The 24,353-nt window shown below is 44.4% G+C and carries 22 protein-coding genes, 1 pseudogene and 1 riboswitch; all 23 genes and pseudogenes read left to right on the forward strand.

The window, feature by feature from the left end; translation table 11 throughout:
* Nucleotides 1-324 precede the first annotated feature (324 nt).
* The 23 genes and pseudogenes from ACTNDS_RS15165 (at nt 325) to ACTNDS_RS15275 (ending at nt 24,312) form a co-directional block, all read left to right on the forward strand.
* A complete protein-coding gene (locus tag ACTNDS_RS15165) occupies nt 325-1,137 on the forward strand; it encodes a GTP pyrophosphokinase (protein WP_019161785.1) in 813 nt (270 codons plus the stop codon).
* Between the two features lie 55 nt (nt 1,138-1,192).
* Entirely contained in the window at nt 1,193-3,166 is a 1,974-nt protein-coding gene (locus tag ACTNDS_RS15170; RefSeq protein WP_441036667.1) for a YgiQ family radical SAM protein, read from the forward strand.
* Complete coding sequence (locus ACTNDS_RS15175) at nt 3,163-3,804, forward strand: hypothetical protein (RefSeq protein ID WP_441036668.1); 642 nt, start codon at nt 3,163-3,165, stop codon at nt 3,802-3,804. Before ACTNDS_RS15170 ends, ACTNDS_RS15175 begins: the two co-directional genes overlap by 4 nt.
* 117 nt (nt 3,805-3,921) lie before the next feature.
* Nucleotides 3,922-4,947 carry an RluA family pseudouridine synthase gene (locus tag ACTNDS_RS15180; protein WP_441036669.1) on the forward strand — a complete coding sequence of 342 codons (1,026 nt, stop codon included), beginning with the start codon at nt 3,922-3,924 and terminating at the stop codon, nt 4,945-4,947.
* Complete coding sequence (gene lepB / locus ACTNDS_RS15185) at nt 4,871-5,452, forward strand: signal peptidase I (protein ID WP_441036670.1); 582 nt, start codon at nt 4,871-4,873, stop codon at nt 5,450-5,452. Before ACTNDS_RS15180 ends, lepB begins: the two co-directional genes overlap by 77 nt.
* 18 nt (nt 5,453-5,470) lie before the next feature.
* Nucleotides 5,471-6,004, forward strand: a complete 534-nt coding sequence (locus tag ACTNDS_RS15190; RefSeq protein WP_173742359.1) for a Holliday junction resolvase RecU — start codon at nt 5,471-5,473, stop codon at nt 6,002-6,004.
* A 168-nt stretch (nt 6,005-6,172) separates the two neighbouring features.
* Nucleotides 6,173-7,291: an ATP phosphoribosyltransferase regulatory subunit gene (gene hisZ / locus ACTNDS_RS15195; RefSeq protein ID WP_441036671.1), complete on the forward strand. Its 1,119-nt coding sequence runs from the start codon at nt 6,173-6,175 to the stop codon at nt 7,289-7,291.
* Nucleotides 7,292-7,948, forward strand: a complete 657-nt coding sequence (gene hisG / locus ACTNDS_RS15200; protein WP_019161778.1) for an ATP phosphoribosyltransferase — start codon at nt 7,292-7,294, stop codon at nt 7,946-7,948.
* Nucleotides 7,941-9,242, forward strand: a complete 1,302-nt coding sequence (gene hisD, locus ACTNDS_RS15205) for a histidinol dehydrogenase (RefSeq protein WP_186994205.1) — start codon at nt 7,941-7,943, stop codon at nt 9,240-9,242. The genes hisG and hisD overlap by 8 nt, the downstream gene beginning before the upstream one ends.
* Nucleotides 9,243-9,259: 17 nt before the next feature.
* Nucleotides 9,260-9,850 carry an imidazoleglycerol-phosphate dehydratase HisB gene (gene hisB, locus ACTNDS_RS15210; protein ID WP_441036672.1) on the forward strand — a complete coding sequence of 197 codons (591 nt, stop codon included), beginning with the start codon at nt 9,260-9,262 and terminating at the stop codon, nt 9,848-9,850.
* A gap of 56 nt (nt 9,851-9,906) precedes the next feature.
* Nucleotides 9,907-10,227 (forward strand): annotated as a pseudogene (gene hisI, locus ACTNDS_RS15215) (phosphoribosyl-AMP cyclohydrolase); the annotation flags it as partial.
* 101 nt (nt 10,228-10,328) lie between these two features.
* A riboswitch (cobalamin riboswitch) is annotated at nt 10,329-10,504 on the forward strand.
* Nucleotides 10,505-10,705: 201 nt separating this feature from the next.
* Nucleotides 10,706-12,121 (forward strand): sirohydrochlorin cobaltochelatase, encoded by a 1,416-nt coding sequence (locus ACTNDS_RS15220; protein ID WP_441036673.1) that lies wholly within the window; start codon nt 10,706-10,708, stop codon nt 12,119-12,121.
* A gap of 184 nt (nt 12,122-12,305) precedes the next feature.
* Complete coding sequence (locus ACTNDS_RS15225; RefSeq protein WP_441036674.1) at nt 12,306-13,262, forward strand: hypothetical protein; 957 nt, start codon at nt 12,306-12,308, stop codon at nt 13,260-13,262.
* Between the two features lie 42 nt (nt 13,263-13,304).
* Nucleotides 13,305-14,453: an ABC transporter substrate-binding protein gene (locus ACTNDS_RS15230; RefSeq protein WP_441036675.1), complete on the forward strand. Its 1,149-nt coding sequence runs from the start codon at nt 13,305-13,307 to the stop codon at nt 14,451-14,453.
* Nucleotides 14,454-14,472: 19 nt separating this feature from the next.
* Nucleotides 14,473-15,492 (forward strand): FecCD family ABC transporter permease, encoded by a 1,020-nt coding sequence (locus tag ACTNDS_RS15235; protein ID WP_441036676.1) that lies wholly within the window; start codon nt 14,473-14,475, stop codon nt 15,490-15,492.
* A gap of 4 nt (nt 15,493-15,496) precedes the next feature.
* Entirely contained in the window at nt 15,497-16,609 is a 1,113-nt protein-coding gene (locus ACTNDS_RS15240) for an ABC transporter ATP-binding protein (RefSeq protein WP_441036677.1), read from the forward strand.
* 229 nt (nt 16,610-16,838) lie between these two features.
* Nucleotides 16,839-18,680 carry a glutamine--fructose-6-phosphate transaminase (isomerizing) gene (gene glmS, locus ACTNDS_RS15245; protein WP_441036678.1) on the forward strand — a complete coding sequence of 614 codons (1,842 nt, stop codon included), beginning with the start codon at nt 16,839-16,841 and terminating at the stop codon, nt 18,678-18,680.
* A gap of 206 nt (nt 18,681-18,886) precedes the next feature.
* Entirely contained in the window at nt 18,887-19,504 is a 618-nt protein-coding gene (loaP, locus tag ACTNDS_RS15250; protein ID WP_441036679.1) for an antiterminator LoaP, read from the forward strand.
* A gap of 142 nt (nt 19,505-19,646) precedes the next feature.
* A complete protein-coding gene (locus ACTNDS_RS15255; RefSeq protein ID WP_441036680.1) occupies nt 19,647-19,829 on the forward strand; it encodes a hypothetical protein in 183 nt (60 codons plus the stop codon).
* A 63-nt stretch (nt 19,830-19,892) separates the two neighbouring features.
* The gene (locus ACTNDS_RS15260; protein ID WP_441036681.1) at nt 19,893-21,344 is read left to right on the forward strand and encodes a sugar transferase; all 1,452 of its coding nucleotides are present in this window, start codon (nt 19,893-19,895) and stop codon (nt 21,342-21,344) included.
* Nucleotides 21,345-21,480: 136 nt separating this feature from the next.
* A complete protein-coding gene (locus ACTNDS_RS15265) occupies nt 21,481-22,515 on the forward strand; it encodes a glycosyltransferase (protein ID WP_441036686.1) in 1,035 nt (344 codons plus the stop codon).
* Nucleotides 22,516-22,618: 103 nt separating this feature from the next.
* Nucleotides 22,619-22,951 (forward strand): hypothetical protein, encoded by a 333-nt coding sequence (locus ACTNDS_RS15270; RefSeq protein ID WP_441036682.1) that lies wholly within the window; start codon nt 22,619-22,621, stop codon nt 22,949-22,951.
* Between the two features lie 287 nt (nt 22,952-23,238).
* Nucleotides 23,239-24,312 (forward strand): thiamine pyrophosphate-binding protein, encoded by a 1,074-nt coding sequence (locus ACTNDS_RS15275; RefSeq protein ID WP_441036683.1) that lies wholly within the window; start codon nt 23,239-23,241, stop codon nt 24,310-24,312.
* The last annotated feature ends 41 nt before the right edge of the window (nt 24,313-24,353 follow it).

Here is a 24,353-nt window from a genome sequence, read left to right on the forward strand (position 1 = left end):
CGGGGAAATCGGCGTTGTTCAAAATTGGGACACTGTTTGAGCGAAGCGAGTTTGGCCCAATTTTGAACGTATTTAGCCGATTTTCCCAAACCTAGTAACACTTAGCGTCCGGAAACCGAGTCCCCCACCCTATGTTTCTCCTGCGTCCGTTAAAATAACAAATATAGTTCTATCCTATCATGAATCTGCATAGTATATATCAGAATGCCCCACCTGGTACCAAAGGCTTTTCGAAAAAAATTATAAACTATTCAGATTCAGAAGATATTTTTGAAATTCTATGTTATAATAAAAAAATGTATGAAATGCAAGGAGCGATTTAAGATGGAAATACAGTTATGGAGAAGCATTTTATGCCCTTATGAGCTGGCTGTGAGAGAGCTGGAAGTGAAATTTAACCATATTATTGATGAATGCAAGGAAAATGATATCTACTGTCCCATTGAGCAGGTTGAGGGCAGGGTGAAGAGTGTCAGCAGTATTCTGGAGAAAATGCAGCGTAAGCAGATTCCCATGGAACGCATGGAAGAGGAAGTTGAGGATATTGCCGGTGTGCGTATTATCTGTCAGTTTGAGGAGGATATTGAGACAGTAGCCTCTCTGATACAGAAGCGCAGCGATATGACCATAAAGAGTGAGAAGAATTATCTGAAGCATATTAAACAGAGTGGATACCGGAGCTATCATCTGATCATTTATTATACCGTTGATACGGTAAAGGGCCCAAAGAAGCTGCAGGCTGAGATTCAGATCCGTACAATGGCTATGAATTTCTGGGCTACCATTGAGCATTCCCTGCAATATAAATATAAAGGGGATATGCCGGAGCATGTGGCAGAGCGTCTGAGCAAGGCTGCAGATGCTATCAACGCCCTGGACCGGGAGATGTCTTCTGTGCGTAATGAGATTATGGATGCCCAGAATTCATCTCAGCTGCAGTCCAATCTGGTGAAGGATATTCTGATCAATATTGAGAACTTGTATAAGATTGCTAATAAGCGGGAAATCATGAAGATTCAGGATGAGTTCCTGCGAGTGTTCCGTACCAAGGATCTGCAGCAGCTGGAGCGTTTCCACAGGCAGCTGGATATCATTTCTGAGGGTTACAGGGCACAGGCAGTTTATCATCATGTATAAACCGTTCTCAGGGCAGATTAGATAAAATCATAAGTATACATACGAGGAAATATAAATGCAGGATTTTTTACCCGTAACAAGGAAAGAAATGAAAGAGAGAGGATGGGAACAGGCAGACTTTGTCTATGTGACAGGGGATGCCTACGTGGACCATCCTTCTTTCGGTACGGCAATTATCAGCCGGCTGCTGGAAAGCAGGGGATATAAGGTAGGGATCATCAGTCAGCCGGACTGGAGAAAAAAGGAAAGTATCCAGGTCTTTGGGGAACCCAGGCTGGGATTTCTGGTTTCTGCCGGAAATATGGATTCCATGGTGAACCATTATACGGTATCCAAAAAGCACAGACAAAAGGATTCTTACTCACCTGGAGGTAAGATGGGGCTGAGACCGGATCGTGCTGTGATCGTTTACAGCAATCTGATCCGTCAGACCTACAAAAAAACGCCCATTATCCTGGGCGGTATTGAAGCAAGCCTGCGCAGGCTTGCCCACTATGATTACTGGGAAAACAAGGTTAAACACAGCGTACTTCTGGATTCAGGTGCTGATCTGATTTCCTATGGAATGGGAGAGCACTCTATTGTGGAGATCGCAGATTCCCTGGAAAGCGGAATTCCTGTGGAGGAGATTACCTATATTCCAGGAACTGTTTTTAAATGCAAGGATCTGGGCAGAGTATATGAACCTATTCTGCTTCCTTCCTTTGATGAAGTGAAGGAGGATAAAAAAACCTATGCAGAAAGTTTTGCTGTCCAGTATGAGAATACAGATCCTTTCACAGCCAGACCACTGGCAGAATTTTATGGAAGCAGAGGCTATATTGTGCAGAATCCTCCGGCAAAGCCTCTGACCCAGGCAGAGATGGATGATGTATATGCCCTTCCCTACACAGAGCGGATTCATCCTATGTATGAAAAACTGGGCGGTATTCCTGCTCTGGAGGAGATTAAATTCAGCCTGACAAGCAACAGAGGATGCTTCGGAGGCTGTAATTTCTGTGCTCTTACCTTTCATCAGGGACGGATTCTCCAGACCCGAAGCCATGAGTCACTGATCCGGGAAGCCGAGAGAATGACAAAGGATCCGGAATTTAAGGGATATATCCATGATGTGGGAGGTCCTACTGCAGATTTTCGCCAGACCTCCTGTCAGAAGCAGCTGACAAAGGGCGTGTGCAAAAATAAACAGTGTCTTTTCCCTGAACCCTGCAAAAACCTTACTGTGGATCATTCGGATTATGTTTCACTTCTCCGTAAGCTGCGAAAGCTTTCCGGAGTAAAGAAAGTATTTATCCGTTCCGGAGTACGTTTTGATTATGTAGTGGCAGACAGGGATAAGACCTTCCTGAGAGAGCTGGTAGAACATCATGTAAGCGGCCAGCTGAGAGTGGCACCGGAGCATGTTTCCGACCAGGTGCTGAAATATATGGGAAAGCCCAGCCACAGCGTCTATGAGAATTTTCTTCATGAATATGATGCCGCCAATAAAAAGACCGGAAAACAGCAGTATGCAGTTCCCTATTTTATGTCTTCCCACCCGGGCTGTACCATGAAGGAAGCTGTAAAGCTGGCAGAATATGTGAGAGACCTGGGATTTACACCGGAGCAGGTACAGGATTTTTATCCAACCCCATCCACCCTTTCTACCTGTATGTATTACACAGGGATCCATCCTCTCACAGGGGAGAAGGTTTATGTACCCAGAAATCCTCATGAGAAAGCCATACAGAGGGCTCTCATGCAGTACAAAAATCCTGAGAACAGGGAACTGGTGCTGGAAGGATTGAAAATGGCAGGCAGAATGGATCTGGTAGGCTACGGACCGAAATGTCTGATACGTCCTATCCGGGAACACCGTAAAAATACATCTTCCGAAAGCCGTTCTGACAAAAACCGCAGATATTCCGGAAAAACCAAGACTGCAGACAGAAAGAACAGAATCGGTGGGAAACAAGCCAATGTCAGAACACAAACCAACACTAGAAAGAACACTGCAGAAAAAAAGAAAACCAGGGGAGGCAGGAGATGACTCAAAATACCAAAAGCAGACAGAATACCTCAGAAAAGAAAGTGAAAAAAGGAGATTTGGGATATTTTCAAAGTGAAAAGAAGCGAAAGCTAATCATTACAGCCATTCTTTTTGCTGTACCTCTTTTTATCTTTTTTACATCATGGATCTATTTCAAAACCAGAATGACCATCTGGACAGTGGTTACGGTAGTGGGATGTCTCCCTGCCTGTAAATCTCTGGTGGGGCTGATCATGATCCTGAAATGCAGACCTATGGACAGAAAGCTTTATGAACAGATCCGGGAACACCAGGGAGAGCTGGACATGGCCTATGAGATGTATATGACCTTTTATGAAAAAAGTGCCTATATTGATGCACTGGCAGTCTGCGGAAATACAGTAGCTGCCTACAGCAGTGACCCAAAGATCCATGCGTCCTATATGGAGGAAAACTGTCAGAAGGTTGTTCGTAAAAACGGATACAAGGCTACTGTAAAGATTTTTACAGATCTCAGACCTTTTCTGGAAAGACTGGATTCTATGAATGCACATAAGGATACCCTGGAAGAGGGAATCAAATTTACTCCTGATGAGAAATATCCTGAGCTTTACAGAAATGAACTGATCCGACAGACCATTCTTGCACTTTGCCTGTAAAAAACGTTACTGTGAACGGAGTGAACAGTAACTAAAAAACAGAAACAGGAAGATCTTCCATCATATAATTCAGCATAATAGAATTGATTATAATTGTATAAGAAGAAAGTTATATATATGAAAGAATTAATTATAAAGGAAAACGAAGCCGGACAGCGCTTTGACAAATATCTGGCAAAGGTGCTGAAGGAAGCACCCAAAAGCTTTTTTTACAAAATGCTCCGTAAGAAAAATATCACCCTGAACGGCAAAAAGGCTACCGGAAATGAAAAGCTTCTGGAGGGGGATACTGTTAAATTTTTTCTCAGTGATGAAACCTTTGAGAAATTTGCAGGGAATACCCAGGTGCCCAGGGCCTATTGCCATCTGGACGTAGTATATGAGGACAAGGACATTATTATCATCAACAAACCTGCTGGTATGCTGTCCCAGCCTGCAGATGACGGACAGCCTTCACTGGTAGAATATGTGACCGGCTATCTGCTGAAAAAGGGAGAGCTTACTGAGGAACAGTTAAAGACCTTCCGACCATCTGTGTGCAACAGGCTGGACCGCAATACCAGCGGGCTGGTGTGCGCAGGCAAAAGCCTGGCAGGTCTTCAGTTTCTTTCCGGGATTTTTCATGACAGAAGTCTCCATAAATATTATCTCTGCCTGGTAAAGGGCAGACTTGAAAAAGGGGAACATATTAAAGGCTATCTGCATAAAAACAAAAAAACAAATAAAGTGACAGTGTCAGAAAAACAGTTTGAGGATTCTCTGCCTATAGAGACAGGGTACCGTCCTTTGGGGAGTAATGGACGGGTAACCCTGCTGGAAGTAGAACTGATCACAGGAAGAACTCATCAAATCCGTGCCCACCTGGGAAGTATCGGACATCCCCTTTTGGGAGATGCCAAATACGGGGACAGAGATTTTAACAGAGCTTACACAAAATTCGGAGTCAGAAATCAGCTGCTCCATGCATACAAGCTGGAAATACCACAGACAGGACAAACCTTTTTGGCAAAAGTACCACAGCTGTTTGAAAGCATATTAAATGAGGAGCATTTAAAGGGGAGCTATTATGAAAATCTGGAAATTAGTGTGGGAGTATGCCAGGATGATCATCCTGGTAGTGGTGATCGTAACTGTGGTCAATAATATAGTTCTGATCAATGCCAAAATTCCATCACCTTCTATGGAGAAAACCATTATGACCGGTGACAGGATCTTTGGCTTCCGCCTGGCCTATGGTATCAATATAGATTTCTTTGGACATAACTATACAAAGAAATTCAGAGATCCGGAAAGATTTGACATCGTGATCTTTAAGTATCCAGATGATGAAAGCAAGCTTTACATCAAGAGAGTGATCGGTCTGCCCGGGGAGAAGGTACAGATCCTGGATGGAAAGGTATATATTAACGATTCCCGGACACCGCTGGATGACAGCTTTGTACCGGAAACACCCAAGGGAGATTTCGGACCATATCAGGTGCCGGAGAACAGCTATTTTGTCCTGGGGGACAACCGGAATCATTCCAAGGATTCCCGGCTCTGGAAGACCAGCAACTATGTAACCTGGGATGAACTTGTGGGAAAGGCATTTTTCCGTTATTATCCTTCCCTGAAGATTCTTGGGAAACCTGCAGAAAAAAATACATAAAATCACGAGGAAAAACCATTGGCAACCTGGAACAGCAGAGGCTTGCGCGGCTCCACTCTGGAGGAGCTGGTAAACCGTACAAATGAACAATACAGGGAAAAGGGACTGGCACTGATTCAGAAAATCCCCACTCCCATTACCCCTGTCCGCATGGACAAGGAAAACAGGCACATCACCCTGGCATATTTTGAACAGCGCAGTACCGTGGATTATATCGGAGCAGTACAGGGAATCCCTGTCTGCTTTGATGCCAAAGAATGCTGTACGGATACCTTTCCGCTGGCAAATATCCATTCTCATCAGGTAGAGTTCATGGAGAGCTTTGAGAAGCAGGGAGGGGTGGCTTTTTTTCTTATCTTTTTCAGCCATGAAAATCTTTTCTATTATCTGCCCCTGCGGGATCTGATGGTTTTCTGGCAGAGGATGGAGGATGGGGGCAGGAAAAGCTTCCGCAGAGAAGAATTATCTCCGGAATATTATCTGGAAAAAAGAGGGGGATTTCTGGTTCCCTATCTGGAGGGTCTGCAGAAAGATCTGGATCACAGAGACTGATGTTACTGTTCACTCCGCTCACAGTAACAATAAACAGTAACAATAATAATAACAAAATACAGGATTGACATTTTCAGAATAAACCAGTATAATTTTATCTAGTTTATGCATCATTGTAGTAGCATGGTAGCATACTAAAGTAGAATGGAAGACAAGGAGGATCACGCAATGGAGCGTATTTTTCATACACCAGAGGGTGTAAGGGATATTTACAATGGCGAATGCAGCCAGAAGAGGAAGGTACAGGAGAGGATCCACCGTGTTTTCCATCAGTATGGCTACGAAGATATAGAGACACCCACCTTTGAATATTTTGAAGTTTTCAGCCGGGAGGTGGGAACTATTCCATCCAGAGAGCTGTATAAATTTTTTGACAGGGAGGGCAATACCCTGGTGCTGAGACCGGACTTTACCCCTTCCGTATCCAGAGCCTGTGCCACTTACTTTTCACCGGACCAGGAGCCGGTAAGTTTGTGCTATACAGGCAATACCTTTATTAATAATTCCAGCTACAGAGGCAGATTAAAGGAAACCACCCAGATGGGTGTGGAGCGTATTGGTGACGAATCTGCAGATGCAGATGCAGAGCTTCTGGCAATGACAGTGGAGTGCCTGTTGGCTGCAGGTCTGACTGAGTTTCAGATCAGTGTGGGACAGGTGGATTATTTCAAATCCCTTCTGAAGGAGGCAGAGCTTAATGCAGAGGCTGAAGAACGTCTCCGTTCCCTGATCTCCCAGAAAAATGCCTTTGGTGTGGAGGAGTTTGTAGAAGAACAGAAATTAAAGGAAGGCATAGCAAAAGCTTTTGTGGAGATCCCACAGATGTTTGGTTCCACAGAGGTTCTGGAAAAAGCCAGAAAGCTGACCAACAATGCAAGGGCTCTGGAGGCAGTAGCCAGACTCCGTGAGATTTATGAAATCCTGAAAATTTATGGATACGAAAAATATGTTTCCTTTGATTTCGGCATGCTGAGCAAGTATCAGTATTATACAGGTATTATTTTCCAGGCCTATACCTATGGAACCGGAGAACCTATGATCAAAGGTGGACGTTACAACGGGCTGATGAAGCACTTTGGAAAACCTGCCGCATCCATTGGCTTTGCCATTGAGGTAGACAACCTGCTTCTGGCTCTTTCCAGCCAGAAGATCATTTCCGAAGAAGAAGAAAAACGGTCAGTGATCCAATATGGACCGGCAGACCGGACCGAAGCCATTGCAAAAGCCCAGAAGCTCCGTGCAGAGGGACACAGCGTGGCATTACGCTTGAAAAAGGAGGCCAGATAAATGAGATACCTGACATTTGCCCTTACAAAGGGCAGACTAGCCAATAAAACAATGGATGTACTTGAAAAAGCCGGAATTACCTGTGAGGAGATCCGGGACAAGGATACCCGTAAGCTGATCTTTGTAAACGAAGAACTGAAAATGAAATTTTTCCTGGCTAAGGGTCCGGATGTACCTACCTATGTAGAGTACGGTGCAGCTGACATCGGAATTGTGGGAAAGGATACCCTTCTGGAGGAAGGCCGCAAGCTGTATGAGGTTATGGATCTGGGCTTTGGCAAATGCAGAATGTGTGTCTGCGGTCCGGAAAGCGCCAGAGAAGTACTGGAGAATAACCAGCTGATCCGTGTGGCAACCAAATACCCAAACATTGCCAAGGATTACTTCTATAATAAAAAGCACCAGACGGTAGACATTATCAAATTAAATGGTTCTATTGAGCTGGCACCTATCGTAGGCCTGTCCGAAGTGATCGTAGACATTGTAGAGACAGGAAGCACCCTCAGGGAAAACGGTCTGAAGGTATTGGAGGAGGTATGCCCTCTGTCAGCCAGAATGGTAGTAAACCAGGTAAGCATGAAAATGGAAAATGAGAGAATCCGCAAGCTGATCCACGACTTGCGTAAAGTCCTGCAGGAGGAAAATAAAAATGCGTAAAGTAACATTAACCAAAGAATCTACCAGAGATATTCTGGGAAATCTGCTGAAAAGAAGCCCTAATAATTACGGAAAATTTGAATCTGCAGTAGCAGAAATTCTGGCAAAGGTAAAAAGTGAAGGGGACGAAGCCCTTTTCGCCTATACAAAGCAGTTTGACAAGGTAGAAATCAATAAGGACACCATCCGCGTTACAGAAGAAGAGATCAAGGAAGCTTATGACACCATTGATCCTGCACTGCTGGATGTGATCCGCAAGGCACTGGTAAATATCCGTACCTACCATGAAAAACAGATCCAGAACAGCTGGTTTACAAGTACTACAAACGGAACCATGCTGGGACAGAAGGTAACTCCCTTAAACCGCGTAGGTGTCTATGTTCCAGGCGGAAAGGCAGTTTATCCTTCCTCTGTACTTATGAATATTGTGCCTGCCAAGGTTGCAGGAGTACCCCATATTGTAATGACCACCCCTCCGGGAAAGGACGGCAAAGTATGTGCTTCCACACTGGTAGCAGCAAGAGAGGCCGGAGCAGATGAAATCTACAAGGTTGGAGGAGCCCAGGCAGTGGGAGCTCTGGCTTATGGTACAGAAAGCATTCCAAAGGTAGACAAAATTGTAGGCCCTGGAAATATTTTCGTAGCTTTGGCAAAGAAAGCAGTATATGGCTATGTAAGCATTGACTCTATTGCAGGTCCAAGTGAGATCCTGGTGCTGGCCGATGAAACTGCCAACCCACGCTATGTGGCAGCAGACCTTCTTTCTCAGGCTGAGCATGACGAGCTGGCCTGCGCCATCCTGATCACTACCAGCCGGGAATTTGCAGATAAGGTGGACCAGGAAGTAAAGGGCTTTGTAGAAGTTCTCTCCAGAAAAGAGATCATCCAGAAGTCCCTGGATAATTTCGGCTACATCCTGATCGCAGAGGACATGGATGAGGCTATTGAGGCAGCCAATGAGATTGCACCGGAGCATATGGAGATTGTTACAGCCAACCCCTTTGAGGATATGATGAAGGTTAAGAATGCAGGAGCTATTTTTATCGGAGAATACAGCTCTGAACCTCTGGGAGATTATTTTGCAGGACCAAACCACGTACTTCCCACCAACGGAACTGCCAAATTCTTCTCCGCCCTTTCTGTAGATGACTTTATCAAGAAATCCAGCATTGTCTATTATTCCAAAGCTGCACTCAGGGACATCCACAAGGATATTGTCCAGTTTGCAACATCTGAACAGCTGACTGCACATGCAAACTCCATTGCAGTACGTTTTGAGGAAGAAGAAAACTAATCAGAAGGAGACATACAATGGCCAGAGAAGCTTCGGTAGAGAGAAATACAAAAGAAACAAAGATTAAATTAACGATCAGTCTGGACGGAACCGGATGTTCTCATATTGAGACAGGCGTAGGATTTTTTGACCACATGCTGGACGGCTTTACCAGACACGGACTTTTTGACCTGAACGTAAAAGTAAAGGGAGATCTGCAGGTAGATGACCACCACACCATTGAGGACACCGGAATTGTACTGGGAACAGCATTAAAAGAGGCAATCGGTGACAAAAAGGGCATAAAACGCTACGGAAGCTGCATCCTTCCTATGGATGAATCCCTGGTGCTCTGCGCCATTGACCTGTCCGGCAGACCCTATTTTGCCTGGGATGCAGAGTTTACCGCTGACCGGATCGGAGATATGTCTACAGAAATGGTGAAGGAGTTTTTCTACGCTGTTTCCTATTCCTGCGGCATGAACCTGCACATCAAAGTCTTAAGCGGCGGCAACAATCATCATGTGGCAGAAGCCATGTTCAAAAGCTTCGCCAAGGCACTGGACGCAGCTACCTCCTATGACCCACGGATCACAGATGTACTTTCCACAAAGGGAAGTCTGGCATAAAGGAGGCACATATGAATAAGAAAATCCATCCTGCACAATCTGAGGAGAAGGCCTTTACCTGGGCAGATTTCAAGCTGAACAGCGACGGAATGGTACCTGTAATCGCACAGGACTATGAGACTGGTGAAGTACTAATGCTGGCTTATATGAATGAAGAGGCCTACAATACCACTGTGGAGACAGGAAAAATGACCTACTGGAGCAGAAGCCGCAATGAACTGTGGACCAAGGGTCTGACCTCCGGACATCTCCAATATGTGAAATCCCTTACCCTGGACTGCGACAACGACACCATCCTGGCAAAAGTAGACCAGGTAGGAGCTGCCTGCCACACCGGAAACCGAACCTGCTTTTTCAAGCCATTGTATCAGGATTGAAAATGTCTGAAAAATGCGAAATGTTTTTTGGTAATTTTCGTCTTATTCTTGACAATCTGTAAAATTTGTGGTAAAAAAAGAGTATCCGAATTGAATATGTGCAAGAGTTATAACGTTAAGGTTACATCCTAATGGATGTGCAAAAGGGAATCCGGTGAGAATCCGGAACGATACCGTCACTGTGTAAGGGAGCTGTTTTTCAGAACCACTGGTTTACCGGGAAGGGATAAGCAGCGATGAACGAAGTCAGGAGATCTGCCTTGACGTGGAATTTGGGGTCTGCGGTTTACAGTACCTTTGTTCTCATGACTTACATAGTTCTTATCGTATCCTGCCGGATGTTTATGTTATGTCCGGTATTTACGAAATCCGATACAAACCGTGTATAATGAGAAAAGTAACAGCTGCAGAGATGCGGCTGTTTTTCTTTGCATACATCTGTCCGGAAATATTTAATTATTAAAAGAGGATAAACACCATGAAAAGAAAATCTATGTTAGCCTTATTGTTAGCAGTATCAATGACTTGCTCTATGACAGCAGCTACCGGCACAGTTGCATTTGCTGAGGACGCAGCTACAGAAGAATCCGCCGATGACGCAGCTGCTACAGATGACGCAGAAGCTACAGATGATACAGCAGCTGATGCTGCAGAAGCTACAGATGATGCTTCCGCAGATGCTGATGCTTCTTCCGATGACCAGAAGGCAGCTGATGAGGTTGGCGCACTGATCGATAAAATCTATGTTCAGGAAAGAACAGACACAACAGATGATGACTGTAAGGCAGCCAAAGAAGCATGGGATAAGCTGACAGATGCACAGAAGGAACTGGTAACTGGCGAGAATGCAGATCCTGACTACTTCGGCCGTGACACAGGAGATGCTTCCAAGGATGATCCACGCAACCAGGATGAAATCGGTGAAAACGAGCTTTTAGTAGTAAGCTTTGGTACCTCCTTTAACGACAGCCGTGCAGAAGATGTCAAAGGTATTGAGGATGCACTGGCAGCAGCATATCCGGACTGGTCTGTAAGAAGAGCTTTTACAGCACAGATCATCATCAACCATGTACAGGCAAGAGATAACGAAGTAATCGACAACATGCAGCAGGCACTGGACCGTGCAGTAGCTAACGGTGTTAAGAACCTGGTTGTGCAGCCTACTCATCTGATGCATGGTGCTGAGTACGATGAAATGACAGAAGCAATTGATGGATACAAAGATAAATTTGAATCTGTAGCAATCGCAGAGCCAATGCTTGGTGAAGTTGGCGATGACGCTACCGTGATCAACGATGACAAGAAAGCAGTTGCCCAGGCAATTACAGATGAAGCCTGCAAGGTAGCCGGATTCGATGATATGAAGGCAGCCGCAGATGCTGGTACAGCATTTGTATTCATGGGACATGGTACTTCCCATACAGCAAATGTAACCTACGACCAGATGCAGACACAGATGGATGATCTTGGATTCACAAACGCTTTCATCGGTACTGTTGAAGGTGAACCGGAAGATACCGCATGCGATAAAGTAATTGAAAAGGTAAAAGAAGCAGGATTCAAGAATGTAATCCTTCGTCCTCTGATGGTTGTTGCAGGTGACCATGCAAACAACGATATGGCCGGCGATGATGAAGATTCCTGGAAGAGCCAGTTTGTAGCATCCGGAGATTTCGACAGTGTTGACTACCAGATTGAAGGACTTGGAAGAATTGCAGCAGTAGAAGATCTGTATGTAGCTCATACAAAAGCAGCAATCGACTCCCTGGGAGCAACAGATAATGCAGCTGCAGATGAGAACGCTGAAGCAGCAGATGATGAAACTGCATCAGAAAATGAAGCAGCAGATGAAACAGCAGATGAAACAGCAACAGAAGAAGCAGATGCTGAATAATCAAATTAAATAAAATCAGGCCTGACGGATAACCGGTACAGGCAACAGAATCTGCCCGGATACTTGCAATAGTTTCCGGGCAGATGTATTATGTAGATATTAAGTCTGAGGCAAAGTCTGGGACGGATACATTTTACCCAGACATTTTATGTAACAGACAGGTAACAGAAAGGAAGACATTATTATGAAAAGACGTTCATTCGTATTATTTTTATCTGCTCTGACCATGTCAGCAGCTTTGATCGGTACCAGCCCTGTACTGGCAGAAACAAAAGAAACCACAGAAGCAGCGGACAGCAAGGAGACAGATGTCAAAGACGCAGATACCAAAGACAGTGATGCCAAGGATACTGCAGACTCCGCAGTTCTGGAGGATGGGGTTTACACAGCTGAGTTTGATACAGACAGCAGTATGTTCCATGTAAATGAAGCCAATGACAAAAAGGGAACCCTTACTGTAAAAGACGGCAAAATGACAATCCATGTGAGCCTGGTATCCAAAAAGATCGTCAACCTCTTTGCTGGATCTGCAGAAGATGCTGCCAAAGACGGAGCCGAAATCCTTGATCCTACCACAGATACTGTAAAATACAGTGACGGAATGACAGAAGAAGTATACGGCTTCGATATCCCTGTACCTGCCATTGATGAGGAGTTTGACGTTGCCATTCTTGGAGAAAAAGGAAAATGGTATGACCACAAGGTCAGCGTCAAGGATCCTGTAAAGGATGACTCTGCAGAAAGCAGCGATGCCGAAGATTCCAAAAAAGAGTATACAGGTAAGAAAATAGCAGATCTTGGTGTTGAGGACGGAGACTATACTGCAGAGGTAACTCTCACAGGCGGTTCCGGCAGAGCCACCGTGGATTCTCCTGCAGCCATCAGCATCAAGGGCGACAAGGCTACAGCTACCATCGTATGGAGCAGCCCGAACTATGACTATATGATAGTGGATAACCAGAAATACGAGCCTGTAAACAAGGACGGTAATTCCACCTTCGAGATCCCGGTAAGTGCTTTCGATACAGAGCTGGCAGTAACTGCCGATACCACAGCCATGAGCACCCCTCATGAAATCGACTATACCCTGAACTTTGATTCCTCTACATTAAAGGAAGCAGATAAGAAAGCAGAAAAGTAAAAATCATCAAGAATAAACGAAAGCAAGAAATACAGAATAATTATGAAAAAATATCTACTATACCTATTCACAGCCATTACTCTGCTCTGTGCCTGTACCTTCACCGTACAGGCTGCAGCAGAGGACAAGACCCCGGCAGAGCTCCCGGGTCTGACCTATGACCACAGTATGGAGCTCAGCTATGCCCAGGAATTCAGTGTAGACTATTATAACGACGGATATACACTGATCACCATTGTGGATGAGGGACAGTACCTGCTGGTACCAGAGGGCAAAGAAGCCCCTGAGGGACTGGACAAAAACATAACAGTACTGCAGCAGCCACTGGACAATATTTATCTGGTAGCAACCTCAGCCATGGATCTTTTCCGGGCTATTGACGGCATCGACAATATCCGTCTTTCAGGCACCAAGGAAAATGGCTGGTATATCCAGGAAGCCAAAGATGCCATGGAAGCCGGCCATATGATCTACGCAGGCAAATACAATGCCCCGGATTACGAACTGATCCTGAACGAAGGCTGCGATCTGGCTATTGAGTCCACTATGATTCATCACAACCCGGAAGTACAGGAGAAGCTGGAACAGTTCGGCATCCCTGTGATGGTAGAGCGCTCCAGCTATGAGCCCCATCCTCTGGGCAGAACAGAATGGATGAAGCTTTATGCAGTCCTTCTGGGCAAGGAGGATGTGGCAGAGAAGGTATTCAAGGAACAGACCGACAAGCTGGACAAGGTTCTGTCCTCTGATGACAAGGATACCGGCAAAACCGTAGCTTTCTTTTACATCAATTCCACAGGTGCAGTCAATGTGCGTAAAAGCAATGACTATGTATCTGAGATGATCCATCTGGCCGGAGGCACCTATGTACCTGATACCGGTGAAAGTGACAATGCCCTGTCCACTATGAACATGCAGATGGAAGAATTTTACGCCAAGGCAAAGGATGCAGATTATATTATCTACAACAGCACCATTGACGGAGAACTGACCTCTGTCAGTGAACTGCTGGCAAAAAGCGAGCTGCTGGCAGATTTCAAAGCAGTGAAAGATGGCAATGTATGGTGTACCGGCAAAAACCTTTTCCAGGAAACCACAGGGCTGGGAACCATGATTGAGGACATTCACACCATTCTCACCACAGAGGATGATTCACTGGATGAATTAAACTATATGCATAAACTTAAATAATTGCAGGAGTAAGAAACCTATGAACGACAGAAAACGCACAGCCCGGTACGGCTTTGCCTTTATTATCCTGGCAGTGCTGCTGGTGATCCTTTTCATATGGAACGTAAATGCCGGCAGCATCCCACTGTCAGTGGGAGAGATCCTGAATATCATATTCAGGCATCAGGGAACAGATACCGCTTACAATATTATATGGGAAATCCGTCTGCCCAGGATCCTGGCTGTCATCATCCTGGGAGGAGCCCTGTCCGTATCCGGATTTCTCCTGCAGACCTTTTTCAATAACCCCATAGCCGGCCCCTTTGTACTGGGAATCTCCTCAGGAGCCAAGCTGGTAGTGGCAATGCTTATGATCTTTTTCCTTAGCAGAGGCATTTCCATGGGATCCGCAGCCATGATCGTTGCAGCCTTTATCGGCTCCATGATCTCCATGAGTTTTGTCCTGCTGGTGGCAAAAAAGGTCCACAATATGTCCATGCTGGTCATCAGCGGTGTTATGATCGGATACATCTGCTCTGCCATCACGGATTTCGTAGTCACCTTTGCAGATGACTCCAATATTGTCAATCTCCATAACTGGTCACTGGGAAGCTTCTCCGGTATGTCCTGGGGAAATGTGAAAGTTATGGCGGCAGTAGTGATCCTGGCCATGATCATCGTATTTTTCATGTCAAAGCCCATCAGCGCTTATCAGCTGGGGGAAGTCTATGCCCAGAATATGGGAGTAAATATTAAGCTTTTCCGCATTGGACTGATCCTTTTATCCAGCGTACTGTCCGCCTGTGTCACAGCTTTTGCAGGCCCTATTTCCTTTGTGGGAATCGCAGTGCCCCATATTGTGAAAAGCCTGTTAAAAACAGCCAAACCATTGTTAGTGATCCCTGCATGCTTTATGGGCGGTGCAGTATTCTGCCTGTTCTGTGACCTGATCGCCAGAACAGTATTTGCACCTACAGAGCTCAGCATCAGCTCCGTAACCGCAGTGTTCGGCGCACCGGTGGTTATTTACATTATGATTCACAGACAGAAGAGGATATAAGACTATGGAAAATACAAATAAATCCTATTTTTTTCATACAGACCAGCTTACTGTAGGCTATGAGGGCAAGCCTCTGATCAGAGAGATCAATATCCAGCTGAACAAAGGGGAAATCCTTACACTCATAGGTCCTAACGGTGCCGGCAAATCTACTATCCTCAAAAGCATTACCAGACAGCTGGCAACCATCAGCGGTACTGTCTATCTGGAACAGCAGCAAATGGCCCGCATGTCCAACAAAGAGGTATCCAGAAAGCTGGCTGTAGTTCTCACGGAACGCATGCGGCCGGAGCTTATGACCTGCGAGGATATTGTTGCAACCGGACGTTATCCTTATACAGGCACTCTGGGAATTCTTTCTGCCTCAGATAAAGAGAAGGTCAGAGCAGCTATGGAGACCGTCCATGCCTGGGATCTGAAGGACAGGGATTTCACAGCCATCAGCGACGGCCAGCGTCAGAGGATCCTTCTGGCCAGGGCAATCTGCCAGGAGCCGGAGATTATCGTACTGGATGAGCCCACTTCCTTCCTGGACATCCGTCACAAGCTGGAGCTTCTCACCATCCTGAAAAAAATGGTACTGGAAAACCAGCTTACTGTGATCATGTCCCTCCATGAACTGGATCTGGCTCAGAAAATCTCCGACAAAGTGATCTGCGTACACGGAGAATATATAGAAAAATACGGTACACCTGAAGAAATTTTCACTTCCGAATATATCCGCAGACTCTACGGAATCACCAAGGGAAGCTACAATGCCTCCTTCGGCTGTGTGGAAATGGAGCCGCCTACAGGTAAACCACAGGTATTTGTCATTGGAGGAAATGGCAGCGGCATCCCTGTATACCGCAGACTGCAGCGTCTGGGAATCCCATTTGCAGCAGGAGTACTTCATACTAACGATGCAGACTATCAGGTGGCCAGCGCACTGGCAGGAACCGTAGTGGCAGAGAAGCCTTTTGAGATCATTTCTGATGAAAACTTTGAAAAGGCCCTGCAGATCATGGGAGAGTGTGAGGCAGTACTTTGTCCACTTACAGACTTCGGAACAATGAATGAAAAGAACAAAAAACTGCTTGCAAAAGCTAAAGAAACAGGTAAGCTCCGGGAATCCTGAAGGACTCCGGAGCTTTTTTCTTGCTATTTGTACTTCAACGTGATAGAATAAATTCCGATATTTCCATCGGACAAATCGTAAATATCTGATCCGGTGTAGAATTAGAATACGAATAACGAGATAGGTTTGACTAGAGTATGTTTGAAAAATACTTTCCACAAGATGTGCGTCACAATTTGTGGGAATGATTTTACAAACACGCTTCAATTTAGACAGGGAGGAATAAAAAATGTGTGGAATTGTAGGATATACAGGTAACAGTCAGGCAGCGCCAATTCTGCTCCATGGTCTCTCCAGACTGGAGTACAGAGGCTATGACTCAGCAGGAATAGCAGTCCGTGACGGCGACAAAAATACAGAAATCATCAAAGCAAAGGGCAGACTGAAGGTTCTGGCAGAGAAAACCAACGATGGAGAATCCGTACCCGGTACCTGTGGAATCGGACATACCAGATGGGCCACCCACGGAGAACCCTCTGAGATCAACGCCCATCCCCATATGAGTGATGATGGCAATGTAGTAGCTGTCCACAACGGAATCATCGAGAACTACCAGGAGCTGAAGGATAAGCTTATTCGCAAGGGCTATGAGTTCTATTCCTCTACAGACACAGAGGTAGCAGTCAAGCTGGTAGACTATTATTACAAAAAATATCTGGGCACACCGGTAGATGCCATCAACCACGCCATGGTCCGCATCCGCGGCTCCTACGCACTGGCTATTATGTTCAGGGACTATCCTGGGGAAATCTATGTGGCACGTAAGGACAGCCCTATGATCCTGGGTGTAGAGGAGGGAGCCTCCTACATCGCCTCCGATGTGCCGGCTATCCTGAAATACACCAGAAACGTATATTATATCGGAAACATGGAAATGGCCCGTGTACAGAAAGGTAACATCACCTTCTACAACCTGGACGGAGATGAGATTCAGAAAGAGAAAAAGACCATTGAGTGGGATGCAGAGGCAGCAGAGAAGGCAGGCTTTGAGCATTTCATGATGAAAGAGATCCACGAACAGCCCAAGGCAGTCCGGGATACCCTGAACTCCGTATTAAAAGACGGAGCTATCGATCTGTCAGAGGTGGGCCTTACAGATGAGGATATCCAGAAGATCAGCCAGATTTATATTGTAGCCTGTGGTTCTGCCTATCATGTGGGAATAGCAGCTCAGTATGTAATCGAAGACCTGGCCAAAATCCCGGTACGTGTGGAGCTGGCATCTGAATTCCGCTACAGAAATCCCATCCTGGATCCTAACGGTCTGGTGATCATTGTCAGCCAGTCCGGAGAAACTGCAGACAGCCTGGCAGCACTCCGTGAATCCAAAAAGCATGGTCTGCGCACCCTGGGAATTGTCAATGTAGTAGGTTCCTCCATCGCCAGAGAGGCAGACAACGTATTCTACACTCTGGCAGGCCCGGAAATCTCCGTAGCCACCACCAAGGCCTACAGCACCCAGCTGATCGCAGCCTATGCACTGGCTATCCAGTTCGGTAAGGTAAGAGGAGAGCTTGACGAGGAAAAATATCAGGAACTGATCACAGAATTACAGACCATCCCGGACAAGATCAGCAAGATCCTGGAGGATGACAGAGAGCGGATCCAGTGGTTTGCAGCCAAACAGGCCAATGCAAAGGATGCCTTTTTCATCGGCCGAGGCATTGACTATGCCATCAGTATGGAAGGCAGTCTGAAAATGAAGGAAGTCAGCTATGTACATACAGAGGCCTATGCAGCAGGAGAGCTGAAGCACGGAACCATCTCCCTCATTGAGGAGGGAACCCTGGTAATCGGCATCCTGACCCAGAACCACCTGTATGAAAAAACCATCTCCAACATGGTAGAATGCAAAAGCCGCGGTGCCTACCTTATGGGCCTGACCACCTTCGGCCACTACAACATCGAAGACACCGCAGACTTCACCGTATACATCCCCAAAACAGACGAACACTTCGCCACCTCACTGGCAGTGATTCCCTTACAGCTTCTGGGCTACTACGTCAGCGTAGCCAAAGGCCTGGATGTAGACAAGCCAAGAAACCTGGCTAAGAGTGTGACTGTGGAGTAATAGTGAACGTGAACACAGGCAATAATGATACAGAATTCTGCAAAAGTTCACAAATTTTCCACAAAAGGTTGCATTATCATACAAATATGATTATAATACAACATGAAGTGACAGGAATCGTTCTGAAAAGCTTCCTGTCCATATCCTGAAATCTATGTTCTTTAAATCGTCGCTTTGCCGCGTTTAAAGGTATGGATGGACATATCTTGAACAAAAGATTCGCCTGCCCTGTGGCAGACGAAATGGCGAAGCATACCCAAAATGGAGGAAAACTGTTTATGTGGTATGTGATGCAGGTGCGCACAGGCACCGAAGAAAATATCCGCTGCCAATGTCAGCGGACTATAGACAGACGCATTCTAGAGCGCTGTTTTATCCCCTACTATCAACAGAAAAAACGATTTCAAGGCCAATGGCATATTCAGGAAAGAATCCTCTTTCCCGGATATGTCTTTTTAATTGCCGAAAATCTGGAACCCCTTATGGAAAACCTGAAACATGTCATAGGCATGACCCGAATCATCGGCACAGGAGAAACCATCGTCCCACTTACAGACCAGGAAGTGGAGCTGCTTATCCGCATGGGCGGAGACAAAGAACAGTTGGTACGGCTTTCCCAGGGAATCATCCAAGGCGACCAGGTACATATCATAAGCGGCCCCCTCCAGGGAATGGAAGGAGCCATCCGGAAAATTGACAGACACAAACGGATTGCAGTGCTGTCACTGGATATGTTCGGGAGGACGGTGGATATGAAGGTAGGGCTGGAGATTATCGAAAAAAATAAAGAGAAAAACACAGAGGCATGCCTGCAGGAAATGTAATCCTGCGGGGGTGCCTTTTATAGTGTAATCAGGTCTAACATAAGTGAGATTTGGCGCAGGATTCTAGTCATATAGCAGCAGGAATGCCGGGGTATTCTTGAATTTGTCAGAATCACACCGTGTAAGTGGAGAGGAAAAGCATATGTCACTGTCAAAAGGGCATATCCGTGAGGGGCAGACCTATGTTACCCAGGGACCCCTGCAGGGCAAGGAATCCCTGATCAGGAAAATTGACCGACACAAGAGACTGGCCAGGCTGGAAGTGCCGGCTGGAGAGGGTACACAGACACTCTATGTAGGTCTGGAAATTATTTCCAAAAGTTAAATGACTGTGTCAGACGCAATCATAAAGAGGGAGAAAACGTAACAAGAAGGAGAATATGAAAACGTGTATAGAAAAGATACGGATGGATGGCTGAAGCATTGGGATTTTATCCTGTTGGATATGATTTGTCTGCAGCTGGCTTTTGTGCTGGCTTACGGATTAAGCGGATATGGGTTTAATCCCTATCAGACCATGCTTTATCGGAATATGTCAATTTATATAGAAGTGGCAGACCTTGCAGTTCTTTTTCTGCTTGGCACTCTAAGAAATGTGCTGAAGAGAGGGTATTACAGGGAGTTTCTGATCACCGCCTATCAGAGTATCGTGATGGGAGCTGTGTCTGTCCTTTATCTGTTCCTCATACAGCAAGGGCAGATGTATTCCAGACTGGCTATGATTTCGACATTTGTGTTGTATACTCTGTTGGCTTACATTACCAGAATCCTGTGGAAAAGATTTTTGCAGAGCAGGAGAAAGGAAGTCGGAAACCATTCTCTGCTTATTGTAACCACTGAGAAGATGGCTTCAAAAGTAATCCATAATGTTCAGGAGCAGAACTACTCCAGATATGTGATCTCCGGAGTAGTTCTGCTTGACCGTGATCTGACTGGTCAGAAGATTGCGGGAATTCAGGTTGTAGCTAATGCAGAAAACGCTGCGGAATACGTATGCCGGGAATGGATCGATGAGGTATTGGTGGTTACACCAGAAGAAATCCCTTACCCGGACAAACTGTTGGAACAGTTTTCAGAAACTGGTGTGACCGTGCACCTGAATCTGGCAAAGATCAACAGCGAATCAGGGAAACGGCAGTTTGTGGAAAAAATCGGTAATTATACAGTACTGACTACAAGCATCAATTATGCGTCAGCCCGCCAGCTTTGTTTAAAAAGATTGATGGATATAGCAGGAGGACTGGTAGGATGCATCTTTACTGCCATCCTGTTTGTTTTTGTCGCACCGGCTATTTACATTGCATCACCGGGACCCATCTTTTTTTCTCAGGAGCGTGTGGGAAAGAACGGAAAGAAGTTTAAGATGTATAAATTCCGCAGTATGTATATGGATGCGGAAGAACGAAAAGCAGAACTGATGAAGGATAACAAATTAGGGGATGGAAAAATGTTTAAGCTGGATTTCGATCCTCGGGTTATTGGGAATAAGATTTTGCCGGATGGGACTCGGAAGACGGGGGTTGGTGATTTTATAAGGCGTACAAGTATTGATGAATTTCCTCAGTTCTTCAATGTACTGAAAGGTGATATGTCCATTGTGGGAACCAGGCCACCGTTAATATCAGAAACGAATCTCTATGAATTACATCACAGGGCACGGCTGGCGATAAAGCCGGGGATTACGGGAATGTGGCAGGTTAGTGGAAGAAGTGATATTACGGATTTTGAGGAAGTGGTGAAGTTAGACAAAGAGTATATTGAGAATTGGGATATTGGGTTGGATTTGAAGATATTGCTGAAGACAGTAATGGTGGTGATTAGAAAGGATGGATCGGTGTGAGAAAATGATGATAGCGGACGGGGAGAACCTATCCACTGTTTGATCCGGAATGTCGTTAAACTATAGCAGAGGAGATAAGGATGATAAATAAATCTGCTTTTCGGTAAGTATTCTGATTCCTTTAACCGGACTCAGAATCGTAAACGAAACAATAGAATCTGTTATGCGACAGGAATGCCCGAATTGCGAGATTTTGATTCTCAGAAATGGTATCCAAGACCTTCCGCAGGGCACAGACGTGGCTGAAAAAGATGTCTTTTATCAGGATTCGTTTTTTTTGCTGCGAGAGATTTATATCCGAAAAAAGGGAAAGGGAAACGCCTTGAATGAAGGAATAAGGCATGCAAGAAATGATTTGATTTGTGTGCTTGATGCTGATTGTGTCTTACAGGAAGACGCTCTTTCTGAGGCGGTAAAGCATTTCCGTAATGATGAAGTGGTTGCTGTCGGTGGACGCTTACTCGTCAAAAGAGAAGATTCTTCTCAGCTAGAAGCAATTCAGTTCTGTGAATATATGAAGGCATTTCAGCTTTCCAGGCGGATATTTGCCAGGTTAAACGCACAGTGTCTGATTTCAGGGGCGTTTGGGGTCTTTCGCAAAAGCACTCTTCTGGGAATGAATGGATACGATATCGATACTGTTGGGGAAGATATGGAGCTAGTTCTGCGATTGCAAAAGCAAGGCTTTCAGCAATCAAAGAAACAGATTGTTTATGAACCAACTGCTGTCTGTTATACCGGAGTGCCACATAGCATCAAAAGATTATTGCATCAAAGGGACAGGTGGCAAAGAGGCTTGATGGATTGTCTCATCAAGCACCATAATTTGATTGCCAACCCACGCTATGGACTATTGGGACTCGTAACAATGTGCTATCAGCTTATGGTTGAATTACTTGGACCGATATTTTGGGTGATTTATACGGTTTTGCTGATAGACAAGAATATGTTTCCTTTTTTTTCGGTGGCGTTTGTCGGATATGCTTTGGTGCAAATCGGACTGACGATATTTGCAGCATACATAGATACAGAGAAAAATATGGGGGGTCTTTTGAGGTGGATACCGAAACTGATTTTAACAACAATAGAAGAAATGGTGTTGCAAATACCCATTATGGTAGCGAGGGTAGTTGGAATGATTACATTTCATTGGCGAAGAATGGTCTGGTAGATTGGTTTACCATTCTTCCCACCCTACCTTATATGTACTATTTCTAAGCATTTTCACTAATACCAGCACCGAAAGATTAGGTTTGGTAGGCGTTTATAAAAGAATGGAACAGTTGTGGAAAGATAATGATATTTATTTGTTTTATTTTTATAATAATGAGGATGAAAAAAACGCTAGTCAAGTACTAAATGAACATTGCAAAAGCGTAAAGGGGTATAAAAGAGAAAAAAGTATTGTAAAGCTGTTAATAAGTTATATTAGATATCCTTATACAGTCTCAACAAGAATTAATCCAGAATTTATTAAAGATGTTGAAAAATGCATTGCTACCGAAGATATAGATATAATTAATATTGATTTTCCACAGATGGGATACTTAGCTAAATCAAAGAATAATCAATTTGAAAATGATATTAGACAAATAATTAGGACCTGAAATCTTTTAGAATCTTATTCTAAAGTAATAAACTATAAATGAGTAAATTTGTGATACTGCACAATTTTGTTTTCAATACAAGGATTAAAGCGAATTATTTGTCTTTTACTTATGGACAAATGGCGTCTTCCTTTGTGCAAACTGAAAATATGCTCATTTATAGTAATAAATATTGATGACTGACACAGTGAATGTTCTAGGAAAGAGTTCACATATTTTCAGTTGATGGATTGTTTTATTTTGGTCTTAGAAATTGTTTGTAAAAATTTACTTACGGAGGAATATTTATGCCTTATTACTATACTAACGAACGCAATGCACAGATTGTTATAGCTTTATTGAAAGCTCACGGTATTAGAAAGATTATAGCCAGCCCAGGGACTACAAATATTTGTTTAGTTTCAAGTATGCAGAGAGATTCGTATTTTGAAATGTACTCAGCTCCAGAAGAGCGTTCAGCTGGATATATGGCATGTGGATTAGCTGCAGAAAGCGGTGAACCTGTTGTTATTACGTGTACCGGGGCAACTGCATCAAGAAATTATTTACCAGCTATGACAGAAGCTTTTTATAGAAAATTGCCAGTCCTTGTTATTACCTGTTCAAGAAGAAACTATAGAATAGGACATAATATAGATCAGGTAACAGATAGAACTCAATTACCAAAAGATGTTGCGAAAATAAGCGTACAGGTGCCACTTGTCTATGATCGTGAAAGCGAGTGGAATGATGTAATTATGGTCAATAAAGCAATACTAGAGTTGAATCATAGAGGGTGTGGCCCAGTTCATATCAATCTTGAAACAAACTATAGTACAGATTATTCCGTTAAACAATTGCCTAATATTAGAGCAATTTACAGGGTCGAAGCAAAAGACGAGTTTCCTGCTTTAGTAAACGGAAGAGTGGCGATTTTTGTAGGTTCTCACTTGAAATGGAACAATTCTCTTACCGAAGCTGTAGATTTCTTTTGCGAGAGGCATAATAGTATAGTTCTTTGTGATCATACAAGTAACTACAAAGGAAAATACCGTGTATTTGCTAATGTTATGGCACAGCAAACGATTTGTAAATCTTTGTTGTTAGACGATATTGATTTACTAATTCACATTGGAGATGTACATGCACCGGGGTATTCACTAAAAGCTAAAAATGTATGGAGAATAAATCCTGATGGAGAGTTACGTGACACATTCGGAAAACTAAAATATGTGTTTGAAATGACAGAAGAAGAATTTTTCAATCACTATCTCGCAGGGAATGAGGTAAATACATCATTTTATAATACATGTATTGATGAACTTAATGTAGTAAAAGAGGGTGTAAAAATTCTTGTGTCTATGGAAAGTAAATCTTTCTGATAAGAAATAGATATGTAAAATTTTGCTGTCGAATTAATGAT

The organism is Blautia sp. HCP3S3_C12 (assembly GCF_052064155.1).
Classification (GTDB): Bacteria; Bacillota; Clostridia; order Lachnospirales; family Lachnospiraceae; genus Blautia_A.

Bases quoted from the DNA above. Each gene is read 5' to 3' on its own strand.
- ACTNDS_RS15165 (WP_019161785.1), top strand. From the start codon at position 325: ATGGAAATACAGTTATGGAGAAGCATTTTATGCCCTTATGAGCTGGCT.
- ACTNDS_RS15170 (WP_441036667.1), top strand. From the start codon at position 1,193: ATGCAGGATTTTTTACCCGTAACAAGGAAAGAAATGAAAGAGAGAGGA.
- ACTNDS_RS15175 (WP_441036668.1), top strand. From the start codon at position 3,163: ATGACTCAAAATACCAAAAGCAGACAGAATACCTCAGAAAAGAAAGTG.
- ACTNDS_RS15180 (WP_441036669.1), top strand. From the start codon at position 3,922: ATGAAAGAATTAATTATAAAGGAAAACGAAGCCGGACAGCGCTTTGAC.
- lepB (WP_441036670.1), top strand. From the start codon at position 4,871: ATGAAAATCTGGAAATTAGTGTGGGAGTATGCCAGGATGATCATCCTG.
- hisZ (WP_441036671.1), top strand. From the start codon at position 6,173: ATGGAGCGTATTTTTCATACACCAGAGGGTGTAAGGGATATTTACAAT.
- hisG (WP_019161778.1), top strand. From the start codon at position 7,292: ATGAGATACCTGACATTTGCCCTTACAAAGGGCAGACTAGCCAATAAA.
- hisD (WP_186994205.1), top strand. From the start codon at position 7,941: ATGCGTAAAGTAACATTAACCAAAGAATCTACCAGAGATATTCTGGGA.
- hisB (WP_441036672.1), top strand. From the start codon at position 9,260: ATGGCCAGAGAAGCTTCGGTAGAGAGAAATACAAAAGAAACAAAGATT.
- ACTNDS_RS15220 (WP_441036673.1), top strand. From the start codon at position 10,706: ATGAAAAGAAAATCTATGTTAGCCTTATTGTTAGCAGTATCAATGACT.
- ACTNDS_RS15225 (WP_441036674.1), top strand. From the start codon at position 12,306: ATGAAAAGACGTTCATTCGTATTATTTTTATCTGCTCTGACCATGTCA.
- ACTNDS_RS15230 (WP_441036675.1), top strand. From the start codon at position 13,305: ATGAAAAAATATCTACTATACCTATTCACAGCCATTACTCTGCTCTGT.
- ACTNDS_RS15235 (WP_441036676.1), top strand. From the start codon at position 14,473: ATGAACGACAGAAAACGCACAGCCCGGTACGGCTTTGCCTTTATTATC.
- ACTNDS_RS15240 (WP_441036677.1), top strand. From the start codon at position 15,497: ATGGAAAATACAAATAAATCCTATTTTTTTCATACAGACCAGCTTACT.
- glmS (WP_441036678.1), top strand. From the start codon at position 16,839: ATGTGTGGAATTGTAGGATATACAGGTAACAGTCAGGCAGCGCCAATT.
- ACTNDS_RS15255 (WP_441036680.1), top strand. From the start codon at position 19,647: ATGTCACTGTCAAAAGGGCATATCCGTGAGGGGCAGACCTATGTTACC.
- ACTNDS_RS15270 (WP_441036682.1), top strand. From the start codon at position 22,619: ATGGAACAGTTGTGGAAAGATAATGATATTTATTTGTTTTATTTTTAT.
- ACTNDS_RS15275 (WP_441036683.1), top strand. From the start codon at position 23,239: ATGCCTTATTACTATACTAACGAACGCAATGCACAGATTGTTATAGCT.